This is a genomic window from Plantactinospora sp. DSM 117369, from assembly GCF_053764795.1.
Map to the genome: position 1 here is coordinate 899,872 of NZ_CM132446.1, position 17,212 is coordinate 917,083.

General features: G+C 69.8%; 15 protein-coding genes. 7 read left to right on the forward strand and 8 right to left on the reverse strand.

What is annotated here, in order from left to right; translation table 11 throughout:
* Positions 1–316 precede the first annotated feature (316 nt).
* From ACSMXO_RS04180 to pglW, 7 genes are all read left to right on the forward strand, one after another.
* A complete protein-coding gene (locus ACSMXO_RS04180) occupies positions 317–1,006 on the forward strand; it encodes a 50S ribosomal protein L25/general stress protein Ctc (RefSeq protein ID WP_455416747.1) in 690 nt (229 codons plus the stop codon).
* Positions 1,007–1,105: 99 nt separating this feature from the next.
* The gene (pth, locus tag ACSMXO_RS04185) at positions 1,106–1,696 is read left to right on the forward strand and encodes an aminoacyl-tRNA hydrolase (RefSeq protein ID WP_455416748.1); all 591 of its coding nucleotides are present in this window, start codon (positions 1,106–1,108) and stop codon (positions 1,694–1,696) included.
* A gap of 154 nt (positions 1,697–1,850) precedes the next feature.
* Complete coding sequence (locus ACSMXO_RS04190) at positions 1,851–2,720, forward strand: inositol monophosphatase family protein (RefSeq protein ID WP_455416749.1); 870 nt, start codon at positions 1,851–1,853, stop codon at positions 2,718–2,720.
* A gap of 45 nt (positions 2,721–2,765) precedes the next feature.
* A complete protein-coding gene (locus tag ACSMXO_RS04195; RefSeq protein ID WP_346259787.1) occupies positions 2,766–2,909 on the forward strand; it encodes a hypothetical protein in 144 nt (47 codons plus the stop codon).
* Complete coding sequence (gene cysD / locus ACSMXO_RS04200) at positions 2,906–3,817, forward strand: sulfate adenylyltransferase subunit CysD (RefSeq protein WP_455416750.1); 912 nt, start codon at positions 2,906–2,908, stop codon at positions 3,815–3,817. Before ACSMXO_RS04195 ends, cysD begins: the two co-directional genes overlap by 4 nt.
* Positions 3,817–5,106, forward strand: coding sequence for a sulfate adenylyltransferase subunit CysN (gene cysN, locus ACSMXO_RS04205; RefSeq protein WP_455416751.1), 1,290 nt, complete (start codon positions 3,817–3,819; stop codon positions 5,104–5,106). Before cysD ends, cysN begins: the two co-directional genes overlap by 1 nt.
* A 171-nt stretch (positions 5,107–5,277) precedes the next feature.
* Positions 5,278–9,702 carry a BREX system serine/threonine kinase PglW gene (pglW, locus tag ACSMXO_RS04210; RefSeq protein WP_455416752.1) on the forward strand — a complete coding sequence of 1,475 codons (4,425 nt, stop codon included), beginning with the start codon at positions 5,278–5,280 and terminating at the stop codon, positions 9,700–9,702.
* Between the two features lie 27 nt (positions 9,703–9,729).
* Here the strand turns inward: pglW and ACSMXO_RS04215 are convergent, their stop codons facing one another.
* The 8 genes from ACSMXO_RS04215 to ACSMXO_RS04250 form a co-directional block, all read right to left on the reverse strand.
* Complete coding sequence (locus ACSMXO_RS04215; RefSeq protein ID WP_455416753.1) at positions 9,730–10,122, reverse strand: RidA family protein; 393 nt, start codon at positions 10,120–10,122, stop codon at positions 9,730–9,732.
* A gap of 152 nt (positions 10,123–10,274) precedes the next feature.
* Positions 10,275–11,147: a hypothetical protein gene (locus ACSMXO_RS04220; RefSeq protein WP_455416754.1), complete on the reverse strand. Its 873-nt coding sequence runs from the start codon at positions 11,145–11,147 to the stop codon at positions 10,275–10,277.
* Positions 11,144–11,638: a hypothetical protein gene (locus ACSMXO_RS04225; protein WP_455416755.1), complete on the reverse strand. Its 495-nt coding sequence runs from the start codon at positions 11,636–11,638 to the stop codon at positions 11,144–11,146. The genes ACSMXO_RS04220 and ACSMXO_RS04225 overlap by 4 nt, the downstream gene beginning before the upstream one ends.
* 16 nt (positions 11,639–11,654) lie before the next feature.
* Positions 11,655–12,608, reverse strand: a complete 954-nt coding sequence (locus ACSMXO_RS04230) for a hypothetical protein (RefSeq protein ID WP_455416756.1) — start codon at positions 12,606–12,608, stop codon at positions 11,655–11,657.
* Positions 12,608–12,943 carry a hypothetical protein gene (locus ACSMXO_RS04235; protein ID WP_455416757.1) on the reverse strand — a complete coding sequence of 112 codons (336 nt, stop codon included), beginning with the start codon at positions 12,941–12,943 and terminating at the stop codon, positions 12,608–12,610. Before ACSMXO_RS04235 ends, ACSMXO_RS04230 begins: the two co-directional genes overlap by 1 nt.
* 282 nt (positions 12,944–13,225) lie before the next feature.
* Complete coding sequence (locus ACSMXO_RS04240; RefSeq protein WP_455416758.1) at positions 13,226–14,866, reverse strand: GmrSD restriction endonuclease domain-containing protein; 1,641 nt, start codon at positions 14,864–14,866, stop codon at positions 13,226–13,228.
* Positions 14,867–14,911: 45 nt separating this feature from the next.
* Positions 14,912–15,898, reverse strand: a complete 987-nt coding sequence (locus tag ACSMXO_RS04245; RefSeq protein WP_455416759.1) for a hypothetical protein — start codon at positions 15,896–15,898, stop codon at positions 14,912–14,914.
* Positions 15,888–17,192, reverse strand: coding sequence for a DUF3696 domain-containing protein (locus ACSMXO_RS04250; protein ID WP_455416760.1), 1,305 nt, complete (start codon positions 17,190–17,192; stop codon positions 15,888–15,890). The genes ACSMXO_RS04245 and ACSMXO_RS04250 overlap by 11 nt, the downstream gene beginning before the upstream one ends.
* Positions 17,193–17,212 lie beyond the last annotated feature (20 nt).

Sequence of the window (17,212 nt, forward strand, 5' to 3'; positions counted from 1 at the left end):
GTCGGCGGTCCCCTCCGACGGCGCGGGCGTATGGCTTGCGGGGGTGCCGGGAGACGGAATTGGCGGATGGCGAATGGCGCCGACCCGCCTGGGCGGGGACCGCCGCGAAGCCGCATCGGGGCTCGGGTAGACTGGTGCGGTTGCCACGGCGAGGGTGCCCTGCGGGCCGCTGAAGCAAGCGCCGCACGGATGCACCGTCATCGACGCGGTGCTCCGGGCAGTGGCCACACGCAAAGCCCCCAGCGCGCCCCCTCGCCCAAGCACCGCCAACCGCCAGCCGACGTAGCGCCGCAGTGACCGTATCAGGAGTCTTCCCGTGTCCGAGGTAAAGATCAGCGCCGAGCCCCGCACCGAGTTCGGCAAGGGTGGTGCCCGTCGTACCCGCCGGGCCGGTAAGGTGCCCGCCGTGCTGTACGGCCACGGCGAAAAGCCCAAGCACATCGCGCTACCCGCGCGTGAGTTCGCCGCCGCCATCCGGCACGGTGGCGCCAACCAGTTGTTCGCGATCGAGATCAGTGACGGCACCCAGGCGCTCGCGCTGCCGAAGGCCATCCAGCGTGATCCGATCAAGGACACTCTCGAGCACATCGACCTGCTGCTGGTGCGGCGGGGCGAGAAGGTCACCGTCGACGTGCCGGTGCACCTGACCGGCGAGGCGGCCAGGGACACCCTGGTCGTGCACGAGCAGAACACCCTCTCGGTGAGTGCCGACGCGACCCGGCTGCCGGAGAGCTTCGAGGTCTCGATCGACGGCCTCGAGGTCGGTTCGCAGGTGACCGCGGCGGACGTACGACTGCCGCAGGGTGTGGAGCTGGTCGCCGACCCGGAGCAGATCCTCGCGCTCGTCACCCAGGCGCCGAGCGCCGAGCAGATGGCCGCCGAGGCCGGCGAGGAGCCGACCGAGGAGGCCGAGGAGGAGGCCGGAGCCGAGGGGCCCGGTGCCGAGGCCGCCGCGGCCGAGAGCGACAACCAGGGCGCGCCCGCGCAGGCTGCCGCAGAGGCCTGAGCGACAACCGTCTGACAGGCGCCCCCGGACGTTCGGGGGCGCCTGTTTCCGTACTGTGACACCGAGCGGGCCGGGAAGCAGAACTGGGGGAAGAGCGGCGTGGCGGAGGAGCTTCATCCGTGGTTGCTGGTCGGGCTCGGCAACCCCGGCAAGGAGTACGCGCGGCACCGGCACAACGTCGGCTTCATGGTGGCCGACCTGCTTGCCGAGCGGATCGGCGCCAAGTTCGGCCGGCACCGCCGGGCGGTCGCCGAGGTGGCCGAGGGACGGCTCGGGTTCGGCGGGCCGAAGCTGGTGCTGGCGAAGCCGATGACCTACATGAACCTCTCGGGCGGCCCGGTGGCGGCGCTGGCCCAGTTCTACAAGGTGCCGGTCGACCAGGTGGTCGCCGTCCACGACGAGCTGGACATCCCGTACGGGCAGATCCGGCTGAAGCAGGGCGGTGGCGAGGGCGGGCACAACGGGGTGCGGTCGATGTCCAAGTCGCTGGGAACGAGGGACTACCTGCGGGTGCGGTTCGGGATCGGGCGGCCGCCGGGGCGGCAGGACCCGGCCGACTTCGTACTCTCCGACTTTTCCTCGGTGGAGCGCAAGGAGCTGGAGTTCCTGGTGGACCGGGCGGCCGACGCGGCGGAGGCGATCGTGACCCGCGGCCTGGAGTGGGCGCAGAACTCGTACCACGGGACCTGAGCGGCGACGGACGGACCGCGCGACCGGTGTGGCGGACCGCCGGTGCACCCGCGCCCGCACCGAGACCGGTAGTCTTCTCGCCGCAGGTGAGGAGGCTGACGATGATGATTCCGTGTCGGGCGGCCGGCGACGCCGGTTCCATGGAGGTGTGCTGATGGCCGCGCCGCCAGTTATCGACGGTGAGTTCGCCCGCTGGTTGGCCGGTCGGGCCGGCCAGGCGCTGCTGGAACTCCGGGCCGAGCTGGGCTTCTCCGACCCGGGAGCGCTCAAGGCGGCCGGCGACAAGGTCTCGCACGAACTCCTCCGCACCGAGCTGGCCCGCTGGCGGCCCGCCGACGCGGTGCTCTCCGAGGAGGACGAGGGCGCCCGGCTGGCCTGGGCCGCCGATGCCGAGCCGGAGGTGGCGCCCCGGCTGGGCGCCGACCGGGTCTGGATCATCGACCCGCTGGACGGCACCCGGGAGTTCTCCGAGGAGGGCCGGGCGGACTGGGCGGTGCATGTGGCGCTCTGGTCCCGCCGGGCCGGCACCGCGCACGGACTGGTCGCCGGCGCGGTCGGGCTGCCCGCCCAGCACCGGGTGCTCGGCACCGACCAGCCGCCGGCGTACCCGCCGATGACGCTGCCGGCGGCGACCGACGGTACCGGCCCGGACGGTACTGGCCCGGACGGCATCGGCCGGCGGATCCGGTTGGCCGCGAGCCGGAGCCGGCCCCCGGTCTTCCTCACCGACCTGGCCGCCGAAGTCGGCGCCGAGCTGGTGCCGATGGGCTCGGCGGGCGCGAAGATCGCCGCCGTGATCAGCGGCGAGGTCGATGGGTACGTGCACGCCGGCGGCCAGTACGAGTGGGATTCGGCGGCTCCGGTCGCTGTGGCGACGGCCACCGGACTTTTCGCTTCCCGAATCGACGGATCCGCGCTGAAATACAACCAGGCCGATCCCCGCCTGCCGGATCTGGTGGTGTGCCGTAAGGATCTCGCTCCTCGGCTGCTCGCAGCGTTGCAGCGCCACCTCCGGGTACCGTAGGCCAGGACATGGCGACTTAACCGACCGGGAGGGTCTGGAAATCCCATGCGAGCAGCACCTGCGCGGGCCGGCATGAGCGGGCACCGCGAGCGGATCGGCCAGCGGGCCGGCGCCCTTGCCGAAATCGCCGATCTCGCCAGCGCCGGGAAGCCGGATTCCGTCGGTGAGCGTGGCGAGGTGACGGCATGACCTCGCCGGCGGCCTACCGGGTCTCCCATCTCGACGCGCTGGAAGCCGAGAGCATCTTCGTCATCCGCGAGGTGGTGGCCGAGCTGGAGCGGCCGGTGCTGCTCTTCTCCGGAGGCAAGGACTCGATCGTCATGCTCCGGCTGGCCGAGAAGGCGTTCGCGCCGGCCCGGATCCCGTTCCCGGTGATGCACGTCGACACCGGGCACAACTTTCCCGAGGTGCTGGAATACCGCGACCGGCGGGTGGCCCAGATGGGGCTGCAACTGGTGGTGGCCAGCGTGCCGGAGGCGCTGGAGTCCGGGCTGGTGCAGGAGCCGGCCGACGGGGTACGCAACCGGATCCAGACGCCGGTGCTGCTCGACGCGGTGGAGAAGTACCGCTTCGACGCGCTCTTCGGCGGCGCCCGGCGGGACGAGGAGAAGGCCCGGGCCAAGGAGCGGGTCTTCAGCTTCCGCGACGACTTCGGCCAGTGGGATCCGAAGAACCAGCGTCCCGAGCTGTGGTCGCTCTACAACGGCCGGCACCACCCGGGCGAGTCGATCCGGGTCTTCCCGCTCTCCAACTGGACCGAGCTGGACGTCTGGCACTACATCGCCCAGGAGAAGATCGCGCTGCCGTCGATCTACTACGCCCACCAGCGGGAGGTCGTCGAGCGGGACGGCATGCTCTACGCGGTCAACGAATTCATCTCGCCCCGGGCCGGTGAGACGCCCTTTGTCGAGCAGGTCCGCTACCGCACCGTCGGCGACGCCTCGTGCACGGCGGCGGTCCGGTCGGCGGCGGACACCGTCGAGCTGGTGATCGAGGAGGTGGCCGCGACCCGGATCACCGAACGCGGCGCCACCCGGGGCGACGACCGGGTCAGCGAGGCGGCGATGGAAGACCGCAAGCGGGAAGGCTACTTCTGATGACGGCGACCACGGTCCCCACCGAGACCCGTGCGATGGACCTGCTCCGGTTCGCCACCGCCGGCAGCGTCGACGACGGCAAGTCCACCCTGATCGGCCGGCTGCTCTACGACACCAAGTCGCTCTTCACCGACCAGCTCGAGGCGGTCGAGGCGGTCAGTGCGGCCCGGGGCGACGAGTACACCAACCTGGCGCTGCTCACCGACGGGCTGCGGGCCGAGCGGGAGCAGGGCATCACCATCGACGTGGCGTACCGATACTTCGCCACCCCCCGGCGGAAGTTCATCATCGCCGACACCCCCGGGCACATCCAGTACACCCGGAACATGGTGACCGGGGCGTCCACTGCGGACCTGGCGCTGATCCTGGTCGACGCACGCAAGGGGCTGGTCGAGCAGTCCCGCCGGCACGCGTTCCTCTGCTCGCTGCTCCGGGTGCCGCACCTGGTGCTCTGCGTCAACAAGATGGACCTGGTCGACTGGTCCCAGGAGGTCTTCGAGCAGATCGCGGACGAGTTCACCGCCTTCGCGGCGAAGCTGGACGTGCCGGACCTGACCGTGGTGCCGATCTCGGCGCTGCATGGCGACAACATCGTCTCCCGCTCCGAGCACACCCCGTGGTACGAGGGCCCGTCGCTGCTGCACCACCTGGAGCACGTGCACATCGCCAGCGACCGCAACCTGGTCGACGTACGGTTCCCGGTGCAGTATGTGATCCGTCCCCAGTCGACCACGGTCACCGACTACCGGGGCTACGCCGGGCAGGTCGCCTCGGGTGTGCTCAAGCCGGGCGACGAGGTGATGGTGCTGCCGTCCGGGTTCACCAGCCGGATCGCCTCGATCGAGACCGCCGACGGCCCGGTCGAGCAGGCGTTCCCGCCGATGTCGGTGACCGTGCGCCTCACCGACGAGATCGACATCTCCCGGGGTGACCTGATCTGCCGGCCGACCAACGCCCCGGCGGTCGCCCAGGACATCGAGGCGATGATCTGCTGGATGGACGAGACCAGGCCGCTGCGGGTCGGCGGCAAGTACGCCATCAAGCACACCACCCGGTCGGCCCGGGCCGTGGTCCGCAACCTGCGGTACCTGCTCGACGTGAACTCGCTGCACCGGGACGAGGCCGCCACCGAACTCAAGCTCAACGAGATCGGCCGGGTACGGCTGCGGACCACTGTGCCGCTGCTCGCCGACGAGTACCGGCGCAACCGTACGACGGGTGGCTTCATCGTGATCGACGAGTCGACGAACCGTACGGTCGGCGCGGGGATGATCGTCGAGGCGGGCTGACCGTCGTAGGTCGTCGCCGGGTCGGAAGGGTCGCCGGTCGAGCCGGCTACCGGGTGTCGTCCGCCGATAACCCGAGCGCGCGGGTTGTCGCGGAGTCACTACGCTGGGATGCCTGCCGCTGACCCGTCCGGGCCAGGATCGCGGCATGGACGTGACAGGAGGCGTGCACCGATGCAGGACGGCCGGTGGACGACGATCACGCCGTCGCAGTTCGACCACGAACGGGCCGCGTTGGAGTACATCCGCCGGCACCTTCCCGACGCCGAGCCGTACCGGGCCTGGTCGAACTTCACCTTCACCGCCGACACCGGTCACGTCTACGAAATCGACCTGCTGGTGGCAGCCCGAGCCGGCCTGTACCTGATCGAGATCAAGAGCCTGCACGGCCGGCTGACCAACAGCGGTCCGAACTGGATCGCGGACAACCAGGGTGCGGTCCGTACCTTCGACAACCCGCTGCACCTGGCCGACCTCAAGGCCAAGCGACTCCGCTCGCTGCTGGACCGGCAGGCCGCGAAGCAGAAGCTCAAGGTGAGGCTTCCGTTCGTGCAGGGCGCGGTGTTCCTCTCCGCGCCGGATCTCCAGGTCCAGCTCGACGACCATCAGCTGCACTGGGTGTACGGGCCGGAGCCGCACCCGGGGCAGCCGGCCGGACCGCTGCCGGGAATCTGGTCCGAACTGCTCGGCGCAATGCCGCGCGACGAGCGCCGGCAGGTGACGCCGGAGTTGTCGAGGGCGCTGCCCAAGCTGCTCAAGGAGGTCGGCATCGCGCGGAGCCGGCGGTACGAGCAGGTCGGCTCGTGGCAGCTCCAGGCCAAGCCGTTCGACGTCGGCCCGACTTGGCAGGACCACCTGGCGCAGCACTCCCAGTTCGCGCACGAGCAGCGCCGGATCCGGATCTACCTCCTGGAACGCAACTCCGCCAAGGCGGAACGGGCCAGCATCGAGCGGGCCGCCCGCCGGGAGATGATCGCCCTGCACGGGATCAGCCACCCGGGCATCGTGCAGGTCGACACGATGGAGCCGCACGAGGGCGGGCCGGCGCTGATCTTCCGGCACGATCCGCGGGCGGTCCGGCTCGACCACTTCATGGCCCAGTACGGCGAGCGCCTCGACGTCGGTACCCGGATCGGAATGGTCCGGCAACTGGTGGAGGCGATCGGGTACGCCCACGGCCGCCGGCTCTACCACCGCAGCCTCTCGGCCAGGGGAGTACTGGTCACGCCTGGTCAGCGGCACCGGGGGGAGCCGGAGGAGGCGGCCTGGCTCCGTCCACATCTCCAGATCAGCGACTGGCAGGTGGCGACCCGCGGGCCGGACTCGGTCGGCGGTAGTGCGGACGCCCTGCGTATCTCCCCGTCGTCCCGGCTCGGCCCGCACCTGGAACGCTCCGCCGAGGCGTATTTGGCGCCCGAGTTGAGTGCGCCGGCACCGGACCCGGTGGCGCTGGACGTCTTCGGGCTGGGCACTCTCGCCTACCTCCTGCTCTCCGGCCAGCCGCCAGCGTCCAGCCGGGCCGAGCTGCTGGCCCGGCTGGCCAAGGAGGACGGCCTACGCCCGTCGTCGATGGTCGACTCGGTCTCGGAGTTCATGGACGAACTGGTGCAGGCGGCCACCGCTCCGGTACCGGCGCGCCGGCTCGCCTCCGTGGCCGAGCTGCTGGAGATGCTGCAGCTGGTCGAGGAGGAGTTCACCGCACCGCCGGCCGTCGCCGAGGAACACATCGACGTCCTCGAGGCGAAGGTCGGCGACACGGTTCTCGACTGGCAGATCAGGAAGAAGCTCGGCACCGGCTCCACCTCCCGGGCCTTCCTGGCGCAGAACACCCGTACCGGTGCCCTGGAGGTGCTGAAGGTCGCGCTCTCCGACGAGAAGGCGGCCCGGCTGACCCACGAGGCGCAGGTGCTGCGCGGGCTGCACAAGGACTCCCGGGTAATCCGGCTCGCCCGGGAGGAGCCGATCGAGGTACCACCGCGTTGGATGATCGTGCTGGAGCACGCTGGTGAGACGACGCTCGCGCGCAAGCTCCGCGAGGACGGCCGGCTCACCGTCGACGAGTTGGAGACGTACTCCGACTACCTGTTCGGCGCGGTCGACCACCTCCAGGGCGAGGGGGTCGTCCACCGGGACATCAAGCCGGACAACATCGCGATCAGGATCCGGCCGAACCGGACTCGCCAGCTCGTCCTCTTCGACTTCTCGCTGGCCGCGCTGCCGGTCAACGAGATCGAGGCGGGCACCCCGCGCTACCTCGATCCCTTCCTCGGTACCACCAGCCGGCCGGTCTACGACGAGCAGGCCGAGCGGTACGCCGTCGCGGTCACCCTGCACGAGATGGCCTCCGGCGAGGTTCCGGTCTGGGGCGACGACCTCACCAACCCGCTGCACACCGAGGGGCCGCCGGTGCTGGCGGTCGAGGCGTTCGACCCGGCGATCCGGAACGCGCTGGTCGGTTTCTTCCACCGGGCGCTGCACCGGGACGCCGCGCAGCGGCACGCGTCGCTGAAGGAGATGCGGGACGCCTGGCAGCAGGTGTTCCGGCAGTCCGATCACACCGCCCCGGTCGGCTCCGCGCATCCGGCCAGTTCGGAACATCCGGATGTCGAGGTCGAGACGACCGTTGCGGACCGGGACGAGGCGGCGGCCAGGGCGACCCGGGCGACCGTACTCGAAGCCTCCGGCCTGACCCCCCGGGCGGTGTCGGCGGCGCACCGACTCGACGCCACCACCGTCGGGGACCTGCTCGGGCTGGGCTCGAAGCAGCTCTTCACCCTGCCGGGCCTCGGGTTCAAGACCCGGGGCGAGTTGCAGCAACGGCTGCGGGAGTGGCGGGCGCGCCTCGGCGAGCAGGAATCCGGTCCGGCCCCGTCGCGCAACCGCGTGGAGGCGCGCGCCGAGATCGCCGCCGAGACGGTACGCGCGGAGGCGCGGCCCGGCTCCGACGGCAGGTCGCCGGCGGACCTCGCCCGGATCGGGCTGGACGCGGTCACGGCCTTCCTGGTGCCACAGCATCCGAACCAGAAACAGGTGGAGGCGGTACGCCTGCTGCTCGGCCTGCCCGACGAGGCCGGTGCGCTGCCGGACCTGCCGCCCTGGCCGCTGCAGGCGCAGGTGGCGAAGCGGATCGAGGTCAGCGCGGGCCGGGTGGCGCAGTACCTGATGGCCGAACGCAAGCGCTGGCACGCCGATCCGGTGCTGGCCAGCGTACGGGCCGAGCTGATCACCCTGCTCGCCGAGAGCGGCCGGGTGATGCACGCGACCGAGCTCGCCACCGCCCTGTTGATGCGGCGAGGATCGGCGGAAGAGTTCGAGCCGGTACGCCGGGCAGTTGCGCTCGCAGTGGTCCGGGCTGCGGTCGAGATCGATCCGCTCGCGGACGAGCCGAGATTCGCGGTACGCCGGCACGGCGACCCGGCGCCGGAGAGCCGGAACCGGGACCGGCTGCTGATCGCCCTTGAGGTGGCGGCCGACGAGTCACCGGACACGCCGTCCGCGCCGGCGCTGCTCGACCTCGCCGACGCCCTCGGCAAGGCGGCGGACCGGCTCGCCGAACTGGAGGTGCTGCCGAGCCCGGCGACGGTGCTGCGGGAGCTGGCCGCCGTCACCGGCACCGTCGGCGACGGTGGCTTCCGGCTCGATGACCGGCGGATGGTGCAGCTCGCAGCGGTGGCCTCGGCGCGGGCGGCGGCCTCACCCCGGCTGGAGATCTATCCCCGTGACCTCGACCCGGTGCGGGCGCTGCGGCTGACCCAGGCCGGCCTGGTGCCACCGTCGGTCGGCGACCGGCGCGCCGAGCTGCGCGAGAAGGACATCCAGCAGCGGGTCGCCGCGCGATTCCCCGAGATGCCACCGCTGCCGAGCCATCCCCGGTTGGGGCACCTGCTCGCCGAGGCGGGATTCCCGCTGATCTACCGGAACGGGGCCTACCACGCCCGGCCGGGGACCGGATCGTCGACCAGGATGTCGTCGCACCAGCGGCGGTCGACCGACACCCGGATGACGATGTGGAACGCGGCCTCGCCGGAGCTGGCCGCCGCGTTCCGGGCCGAGCAGCAGCTCAACCGTACCGGTGAGGAGGGCGGGTTCCGGGCGTTGACGGTGCGCACCGACCGGTATCCGGCCGCCCAGCAGGAGCTGGTCAGCCGGCTGAACGCGCGTCCGTGTAGCGTGGCGGGCCGGTTCCTGGCGCAGCTTCGTACCCTGGTCGAGGCGCGTCCGAAGCCGACGTGGCAGACGGTGCTCGCCGCCGACGCGGCCGACCCGAACTCCCGGGACGCGTTGAAGCTGGCCGAGTTCGCGGCCCGGACTTGGCAGCAGCTCCGGCCGGAGTTGCTGGCCCTGCCGGACCGCCGGCTGCCGCTGCTGCTCTTTGACGCCGCGCCGCTGGCCCGGTACGGCGCGATGGAGTTGCTGGAGGAGTTGGCGGACCTGGCCCGGGGTGGGGCAGGGGCGGTGTGGCTGCTCTGCCCGACGGAGGATCCGGGCCAGCTTCCCCGGCTCGACGCCACGGTGGTGCCGGTGGCCCAGGACGAGTGGGTCACGCTGCCGGACGCCTGGGTGGCGAACGAGCACCGGCGCGGCCGACTGCCGCGTTGACCGGTGTGGGGAGCCGGCCCGATCATCTCAGTAGTAGGCGGCAGCCAAGGCGTCCACCTGTACCCGGAAGCTGGGACCGACGAGCCCGGCGACGAACAGGATGGTCAGGGTCGGTTTGTGGCTGCGGAGCCAGCGGGCGAGCTCAGCTCGCAGCGGATCCATGTCGACATCACCGACAAGGTAGATGGTCAGCTTTACTACATCCTTGACCTGCAAGTCGGCGGCGAACAGGTTCTGACGGACGTTGTCGAGCGCGATCGCCAGTTGTTCGATCAAGACGTCCGGCACGTGTCCGTCAGGTCGGATCCCGAACTGGCCCGAGAGCACCAACCAGCGCAGGGCGCCAACCTCGGCCTGGTGGTGGAAGCCGGCGATCGGCGGGTGAACCCGCTCTGGCGAGGGATTGCGAAATTTTCTCATCGCGGATCAGTTGGGGCCGGTCTGGATAGATGGGAGACCCTTCCTTGGTCATGGCCTCCGTGAAGTCGCAAGGGAAGGCGAGGACCTGCTCGGTCTGCGGGGTGGACGCCTGCGCGTCCAGGTGCGGCGCCGTCCAACCATCTGTCCATACGTCAGTTCACGGGCTGGGTTGGGCCCGCAGGCAGGTAGCTACTCGGGGTCAGATCACAGTAGACGTCGAGCTCGGTACGAGCCAGATCTGCCTCTGGTAGCTTGCCGCCAAGCGCCTGCGCCCGCGTGGTAAAGTCGCCCGCCGCACAGACTTCGGAATTCGGCATAGGATGGTACGCCCCGCCGACCACCGCTCCGGCCGCGTCGCGGAATACCATCATCTTGCCCCGGCCGCCGAGTTCACGGCAGGCGTTGGAATTCGCCACGAGATGCACAATGACATCACCGTTGCTAGCCAGCGGTGGCTTCTCGGGGTTGAGCCGGGCGGTGACCGTCGGGAACTTCTCCGTGTCCGCTTCTGGAATCCATTGGGTTTGGACCAACTGCAGATTTGCCCGGGCAACCGTTATCCAGATACCGGTCCGGGTGAAGCTGGCCGGGTCCAGGAACGCATAGGTGCCGATCACCGCACGTTCGCCGGGACGGATGATCGGGATCTCGAAGAAGTAGTTGAACCGCCCGGCCTCCCCCAGTGCGTACTTGCCGTTCGCGTCCAAGGCCCCAAAGATTACTCGGGTTCGGTATGCCACCTGGGAACTAGTATTTTCGACGACGGCGCCGATGCTGACCTCGCCCTTGTCCGCGATCTGCGTGAAGCCGGTCTCGGTCACCGTGACGGCGCCGCTCGACGGCGCCGCGATCGTCGTCCGGTTGTCGTCACCCGGCCTCGCCGAGGTCACTCCGCTGGAGACCTCCGGGTACGGGCAGGCCGCGGTCTCTCGGGCGTCGCCCGGCCGCAGTGCCCACCACACGCCCGCCGCCACCAGCAACACGACTGCGACCGCACCGGCGAGCAGGATCGTCCAGCGCTTCACTGGTACACCCGCACCTTCAGTTGGTTGACCTGCTGGAGTTGATCGCTGATCAGGCGGGTCACGGCGACCTGCAGCCCAGCGAGGAAGGAGTGCTCGCTGAGCGCTTGGAGCGTCCCGGCGCTGAGCTGGACCCGCCACTCCTGCATCCCGCGCACCGAGACCATGATCCGGTCGTCGTCCGACCGGCCGACGGCGAGCACCTGGGCGCGCTCCTCGTGGAACCGCTCGTCTTCGTAGGACGAGATGGATTCGTCCGGGTAGACGTTGAACTCTGCCATGCTCGCCCGGAGGGCGCGCTCTCGGGCCGTCCACAACAGTCGGGCCAGGCCTTCGAGCTGCCGCTCGAGCTGTCGCTCATCTGCCTGGTCGTAGTAGCCGGACGAAAAGTAGATCTCGACGCCGGTGTGCCCGCGAACCTCGCCGTGCACCCCGCCGCCTGGCGCCGAGGCGTGTACGTGGATGGCGTTGATCCGGTCGGCCATTTCGCCCATGACTCCGTCCGTCCTGCTAGCTCGAGAAACCCAGGAAGTCCTGGTCGGTGACGTTCTCGGGGGTTGTCTTCGCGAGCAGCGGCCGCTTCGGCACGAACGACTCCCGCTCGTCGCGGACTACCGAGTTGGCGCCGCTGAACACTGTCGCAATCTTGCCTTCCTGCTCAACGATCCGCGCAATCAGCTCTTTCAACCCGCGATCGACCTCACGGATCACGCCATCCGCCGTCGATGCCGCGAAACGCCGGTTTTCCGGCGGGTCGTCCTTCACAAAAAGGGAGGCACCCCCGGCTACTTTGTCGACCACGGCGAGACCGACGAGGACGCCGGTGCCTGCGGTGGCAACGCCGAGCGGCACGGCAGCGATGCCCGCCACCGCAGCAACCACCGTGAACGCCACCGTCCAGTTGTCCTTGCTGCACCGATTCGGCATATTCTCCAGGACATCGATGGCCTGGTTGACAATATCCGCGACGTTCTTGCGGGCCTCCGTCCAGATAGCCTTCTCCTGCTGGATGAGCTTCATGCAGGTCACCACAGCGTTGAACTGGCTGGCCTGCTGAGCGGGAAGCTTGTCGAGATATTGCGATTTGAACTCACGTGCTGCTGCGCCACTCCAACTCGCCAGGTTGTCGCCTACCGTGGTTACCCCGGAGAACTTGTTGTTGTTCGGTGCAGTGAGCTCGAGGTCCGGTTGCGGCGAGTTCTGGGTTGTCATCAGCACCGTAGCGCTGGCCCTTAGATCAAGAAAAATGCTGTCGAAGTTATTCGGCCGCGGCATATCAAGGAAGGGATAGAACATCGCCGGTACGCCGGCGAACGCCGCCTCGATAGCGCTGACGTCCAGCTTCTGCTGGCCGGACTGGTCCTCCTGCCGGGGAGGGATCGCTGCCTGTTCGCAGGCAGTCTTTATGGCTGCCTGGCGCAACGCCTCCGCGCCAGCGGCAAGGTTTTCGTAGGTGTAGGCCATCAGAAGCGTCCCTGCCCAACATCGTCTTTCATCGCGTTGAACTGGTCTACGGCGGCTTGGTCCGAAGTGGCATAGTTGTCGGCGGCCATTTTGAGGGCCTGCCCAGCCAGCTCCAGATTGCTCTGACTGTCCCGGAAGATCGCGGACATCGTCATCCGCAACTCGGCGAAGGCTTGTTGCGCGGGACCATAGCCGCCACCGCCGATCTCGGCTGGCCGGGAGAAGTAGCCGTCCCCGGACTCTGTCTGGCCGAAGCGCTTTCCGGCCTCGGCGAACTGCTGAGCCACCTCCGGCAGCATCCTGTCACCGGCGACCCACAGCTCGTAGAGGTCCACCCCCAGGTCCCTGCCGGATTTAGGCACGGTAGTCCTCCTCCGCGAGTGCGCCAGGAGAGGAGGGCGCGCCGAGGCCCCTACCTGGGTCGGCGTCGACCTGGCTGGCGTCACCGCCGTGATACTCCGGCGGCCAGCCTGGCTCGGTTGTCTCCATGATCCGGTTACCCCCGATTACAGGTGAAATTGCCTCGGAGGTTATAGCACGAAGCGCGACCGTCCCGTCACCCTACAGTCGGGAACCTGTGGATAACCTCGATGCTCGCACCACCCACGACCGTCCGATCAGGATCCGTCTTCTTGGACGGTGTCCCAGGTCAGTTCCTCGCCGCCGATCTCCTGGATGAACTCCTGTTCCAGGCCGACGAGAGTCGTGGTGCGCTCTCGGATGAAGCCGTCGCGGTCGTCGGCGAGCAGCTGGGCCAGCGCGGCCGGCGGGACGCCGTGGCTGACCGCCACCGTCCGCAGTCGAGCTGGCGGAAGGGCGAGGAGAGCGTCGCGTACGGAGGTGCCGGGCGGGGTGGGCAGGACGATCCGGTTGGCGATGCTGGAAGCGTCGCGTACCCCCGTCACGATCCGGCGGTAGGCGGCGGCACCGGAGCGGGCCAGCAGGTCGACCAGCTCGATCGGCTCGCCGTCCAGCCCGTGGCGTTGGCCGAAGTGGTTCAGCTCCCAGAGCAGGAAGGCGCGTACCCGACCGTCCTCGGTGTCGAAGCGTTCCGGCAGCGGCTGGGCGTACAGGCCCTGGAGGCTCAGCTCGGCTCGGCCGGTGGCAAAGGCCCGCATCTGATGCAGGGCGCGGCGGAGCTGGAAGGCGTTGCCACCGACGAAGAGCGTCGACCACGAGGTACTCCAGAACCAGCGGACCAGGGCCCGGCTCTGCGTGCCGTCCGGGTCGGGCCGGTGGTGGAAGAAGAGCGCGAGCAGCATGACCTGCTGCGGGTACGGCACCAGCCAGGCCGCCGGCACCCCGGCCTCGTACCGGAGGAACCGCACCGCCCGGTGCAGGGCGACCTCGGCCTGCGCGACGACACCGTCGAGGGTCTTCCCGACCCGGTCGGCGAGGGCGGTCCAGCGGGCGCCCTGCACGTCGTCCTCGCCGGTGATCGCGACGATGGTCTGGAAGACCGGTTCCGCGGCGACGTCCCCGAACCCGCTGTCGGCGATGCTCTCCCGGATCGACGCGATGCGGTCGGTGAGGGTCTCGCCCTGCTCGGCCTGGTAGGTCAGCGCGGAGACCATCTGGTCCGGGCTGATCTGCCGGCCGCTGCTGTTGACCCGGGAGAACGCCTCGACCGCGTGTTCCAGGTCGCCGCCGAAGAGCCGGATCACCGGAATCTTGTACGCCTTGATCCGCTGCGCGACCTGCTCGGCCTCGTCGACCAGGGCTTCGGAGTTGTCGGCGGTGGTCGGGTCGCGGGCGAGGCGGCGGGCGTGGGCCAGGAAGTCCATGGTGCGCAGTACCGCCTGCATAGGGAGCAGGTTGGCGGGCGGGGCGTGTTTGCCCCAATGCTGGAACAGCAGGTCGTGCTGGTCAGCGGCGCCGAGGGTCCGGTAGATCCACCATTGCCGGTCCCGGCCGGTGCCGGCCGGCTCGGGGCGGTGCACGAGGGTGCCGAAGAGGGTGGAGAGCCGCTGGTGCCCGTCGAGCAGGTACGCGACCGGACCGTCCGGGGCGGGCGGGACCTCGATGCCGGCGACCCGGTCGAGGGTGGGCAGGGAACGGCTGGTCTCCCAGACCAGGATGCTGCCGATCGGGTAGCCGCGCTCGATGCTGTCGTAGAGGTCGAGCATCTGGTGGGGGTGCCACACGTAGGGGCGCTGGAAGCGGGGGACCCGGAGCCGGCCGGAGCGGACCTCGTCGAGGAGCTGTTCCAGCAGCAGCACCTCCACCCTGATGTTGAACTCCTCGGCCCGCACGGCCATCCGTTCTCCCTGGTTGCGCTGGTGTGGCATCCGGTCGTCGTACCGTCAGATTCTGCCGGCGATGGTCGCGAGCAGCTCGCGAAGCTCGGCCACGACGTCGTCGCCGAGTTGGGCGAAGTCGTGCTCGGTGAGTCCCTCCCGGTAGGTGCGCATCCGGCTCAGCAGGTCGGAGCCGAAGCCGTCGTGCAGCGCCGACCTCGTCCGGTGGTCGAGGTCGGGGAAGAGTTCCTCGTGGGCACGGACCGCGTCCGCCGACCTGTCGAGCCGGCTGAAGCCGTGCTTCATGTCGTAGTGGCCGCGCTGTTCGGGCGTCAGTTGCTTCAACCGGTCCAGCCGGGCGGACGCCTCGGCGAGCTGGCCGACGCCGGCGAGCACCTTGTCGGGTACGTAGTTCTCCGCCTCCCGGCGGACCAGGACGTGCACGCCGATGTCCAGGTCTTCGAGGGTCTTGGCCTTGTCGTGGCTGCCGGTCCGCTGGCGCGGGATCAGTCGGTCGCTGTCGAGGACCGCGACCACCCGGATCACCCGGCGGAAGCGGTTCCCGGCGGCCAGTGCCGTCTTCATCAGGTCGCTGCCGCCGCCGTGCCCGATCTCGACCCAGCGGTTCCGGAACGCGGTGAGGATCCGCTGATGACCGAGGACGTACGCGACGGTCTCCAGGAAGGAGCCGTCGGACTCCTGGTTCTCCACCACGACCACCGCACGTTGGCACAGGTCCTCGGCGTACTCGGTGAGGTCGGCCCGGGACACGGCTACCGGGTCGGCGGTGGCCTGGGTGGTGCCGGTCCAGGCGTTGACGGCCACGGCCGCGTCCTCGGCGAGTGCGATGTAGGTGTCGGCGAGCTGTGGCAGGTGCCTCGGCACGAAGTCCCGTACTGCGGCGACGACGGCCACGTCCGCGACGACCCACTCGTGCCGCTCCTCGGCGAAGCAGCGGAGCAGGTCGTAGAGGTGATGCAGGTCCGGCAGGGCGTACGGTCCGGTGCTGTCGTCGGTGTCGGCGAAGACCTCCGGGGCCAGCTCAACGCGCACTGGCGTCTCGCTTCGCCCACTGGGCGCGGGCCAACGCCCGAGTCTCCGCGTAGTCCTCGGAGAAGACGCCGGTCGGCCAGTAGTCGAGGTTGCCGTCGGCGTCGATGGTGATCCGCCGGGCCTGGGCGGAACCGTCGGCCTGCTCCACGAAGTAGACGGCGACGGTGTCCGGGTCTACCTTCCCTTCGGCGATGCGCAGCCGGAGCCGGAGCAGGAACGTCTCGCTGTGCGTCTCGATCAGGAACCGGACCGGGGTCGCGTCGACCGCCGCGAGGTAGAGGTCGGCGAGGTCGGCGTGCGCGGCCGGGTGCAGGTGCAGCTCCGGCTGCTCGATGATTTCGAGTACGGGCCGGTCCGGCGGGCTGACCACGTCGAGCGCCCGTTGGACGAAGATCGGCAGGGCCTGGGCGACCCCGGTGCCCGCGTCGGCCAGGTTGACCGCGAAGTCGGTGCCGGCGGCCGAGCGGAGTACGACGGACCAGACCTCGCCCCGACTGACCAGGTCCAGCTGCCAACCGGGCAGGAGTTCAGCGAGACCGCTGTTGACCTGCCGGATCAGCTCCCCCTGCCGGCCGGCGGTGTCGCTGGCGAGGATGCCGGCGGCGTGTAGGCCGGTGCTGCCGAGTTCCTTCGGCATCCGGGCCGGCAGCAGGTAGCGCCGCTGCGGCTGCTCCCGGAACGGTCCGAAGTAGCGTACGGCGGGGAAGGACTCCCGGAAGTTTCCGAGCGCGACCAGCAACGTGTTGACCATCTCGTTCGGCAGCGACGGATCGTCCCGCCTCAGCAGGTGCGGGTCGGCGGGAAGTAGCCCGTGGAACGGGATCGGCAGGTCACTCCACACCTGGTCGCCCAACTCGACGGAGTACCGGGGTGGCTCGGACGGATCGTTCAGCTCCCATTCGAGGTGGGCCAACCGCGCCCCGGACTGGGACAGCTCCAGCTCCGATACCACCTGTGTGTCGTAGCGGTCGCGGGTGATGTTCTGCACCGTGGCCTTGAGTCGGGTCGGAAAGAGCGGGCCGTTGACCGTCAGGTCGAGGTTGATGCTGCCGTGCGGGCGGCGGCCGTGGATCAGGTCGACGAAGAGGCCGACCAGCCCTTCGCCGAGGGCGTCCAGGTCGAGCGGGGTCGGCGCGTCGGTGTGGATGCCGGAGTCGAGCAGCACCGGGGCGCGTACCAGGGCGCTCTTGCCGGAGTTGTTGCGGCCGAGGACCACGGTGACCGGCCGCAGGTCGATGTCCTGTCGTTGGGCGAAGCATCGGTAGTTGCCGAGGGCCATCCGGACCAGAGACATGGGCCACACCATAGCCGGGT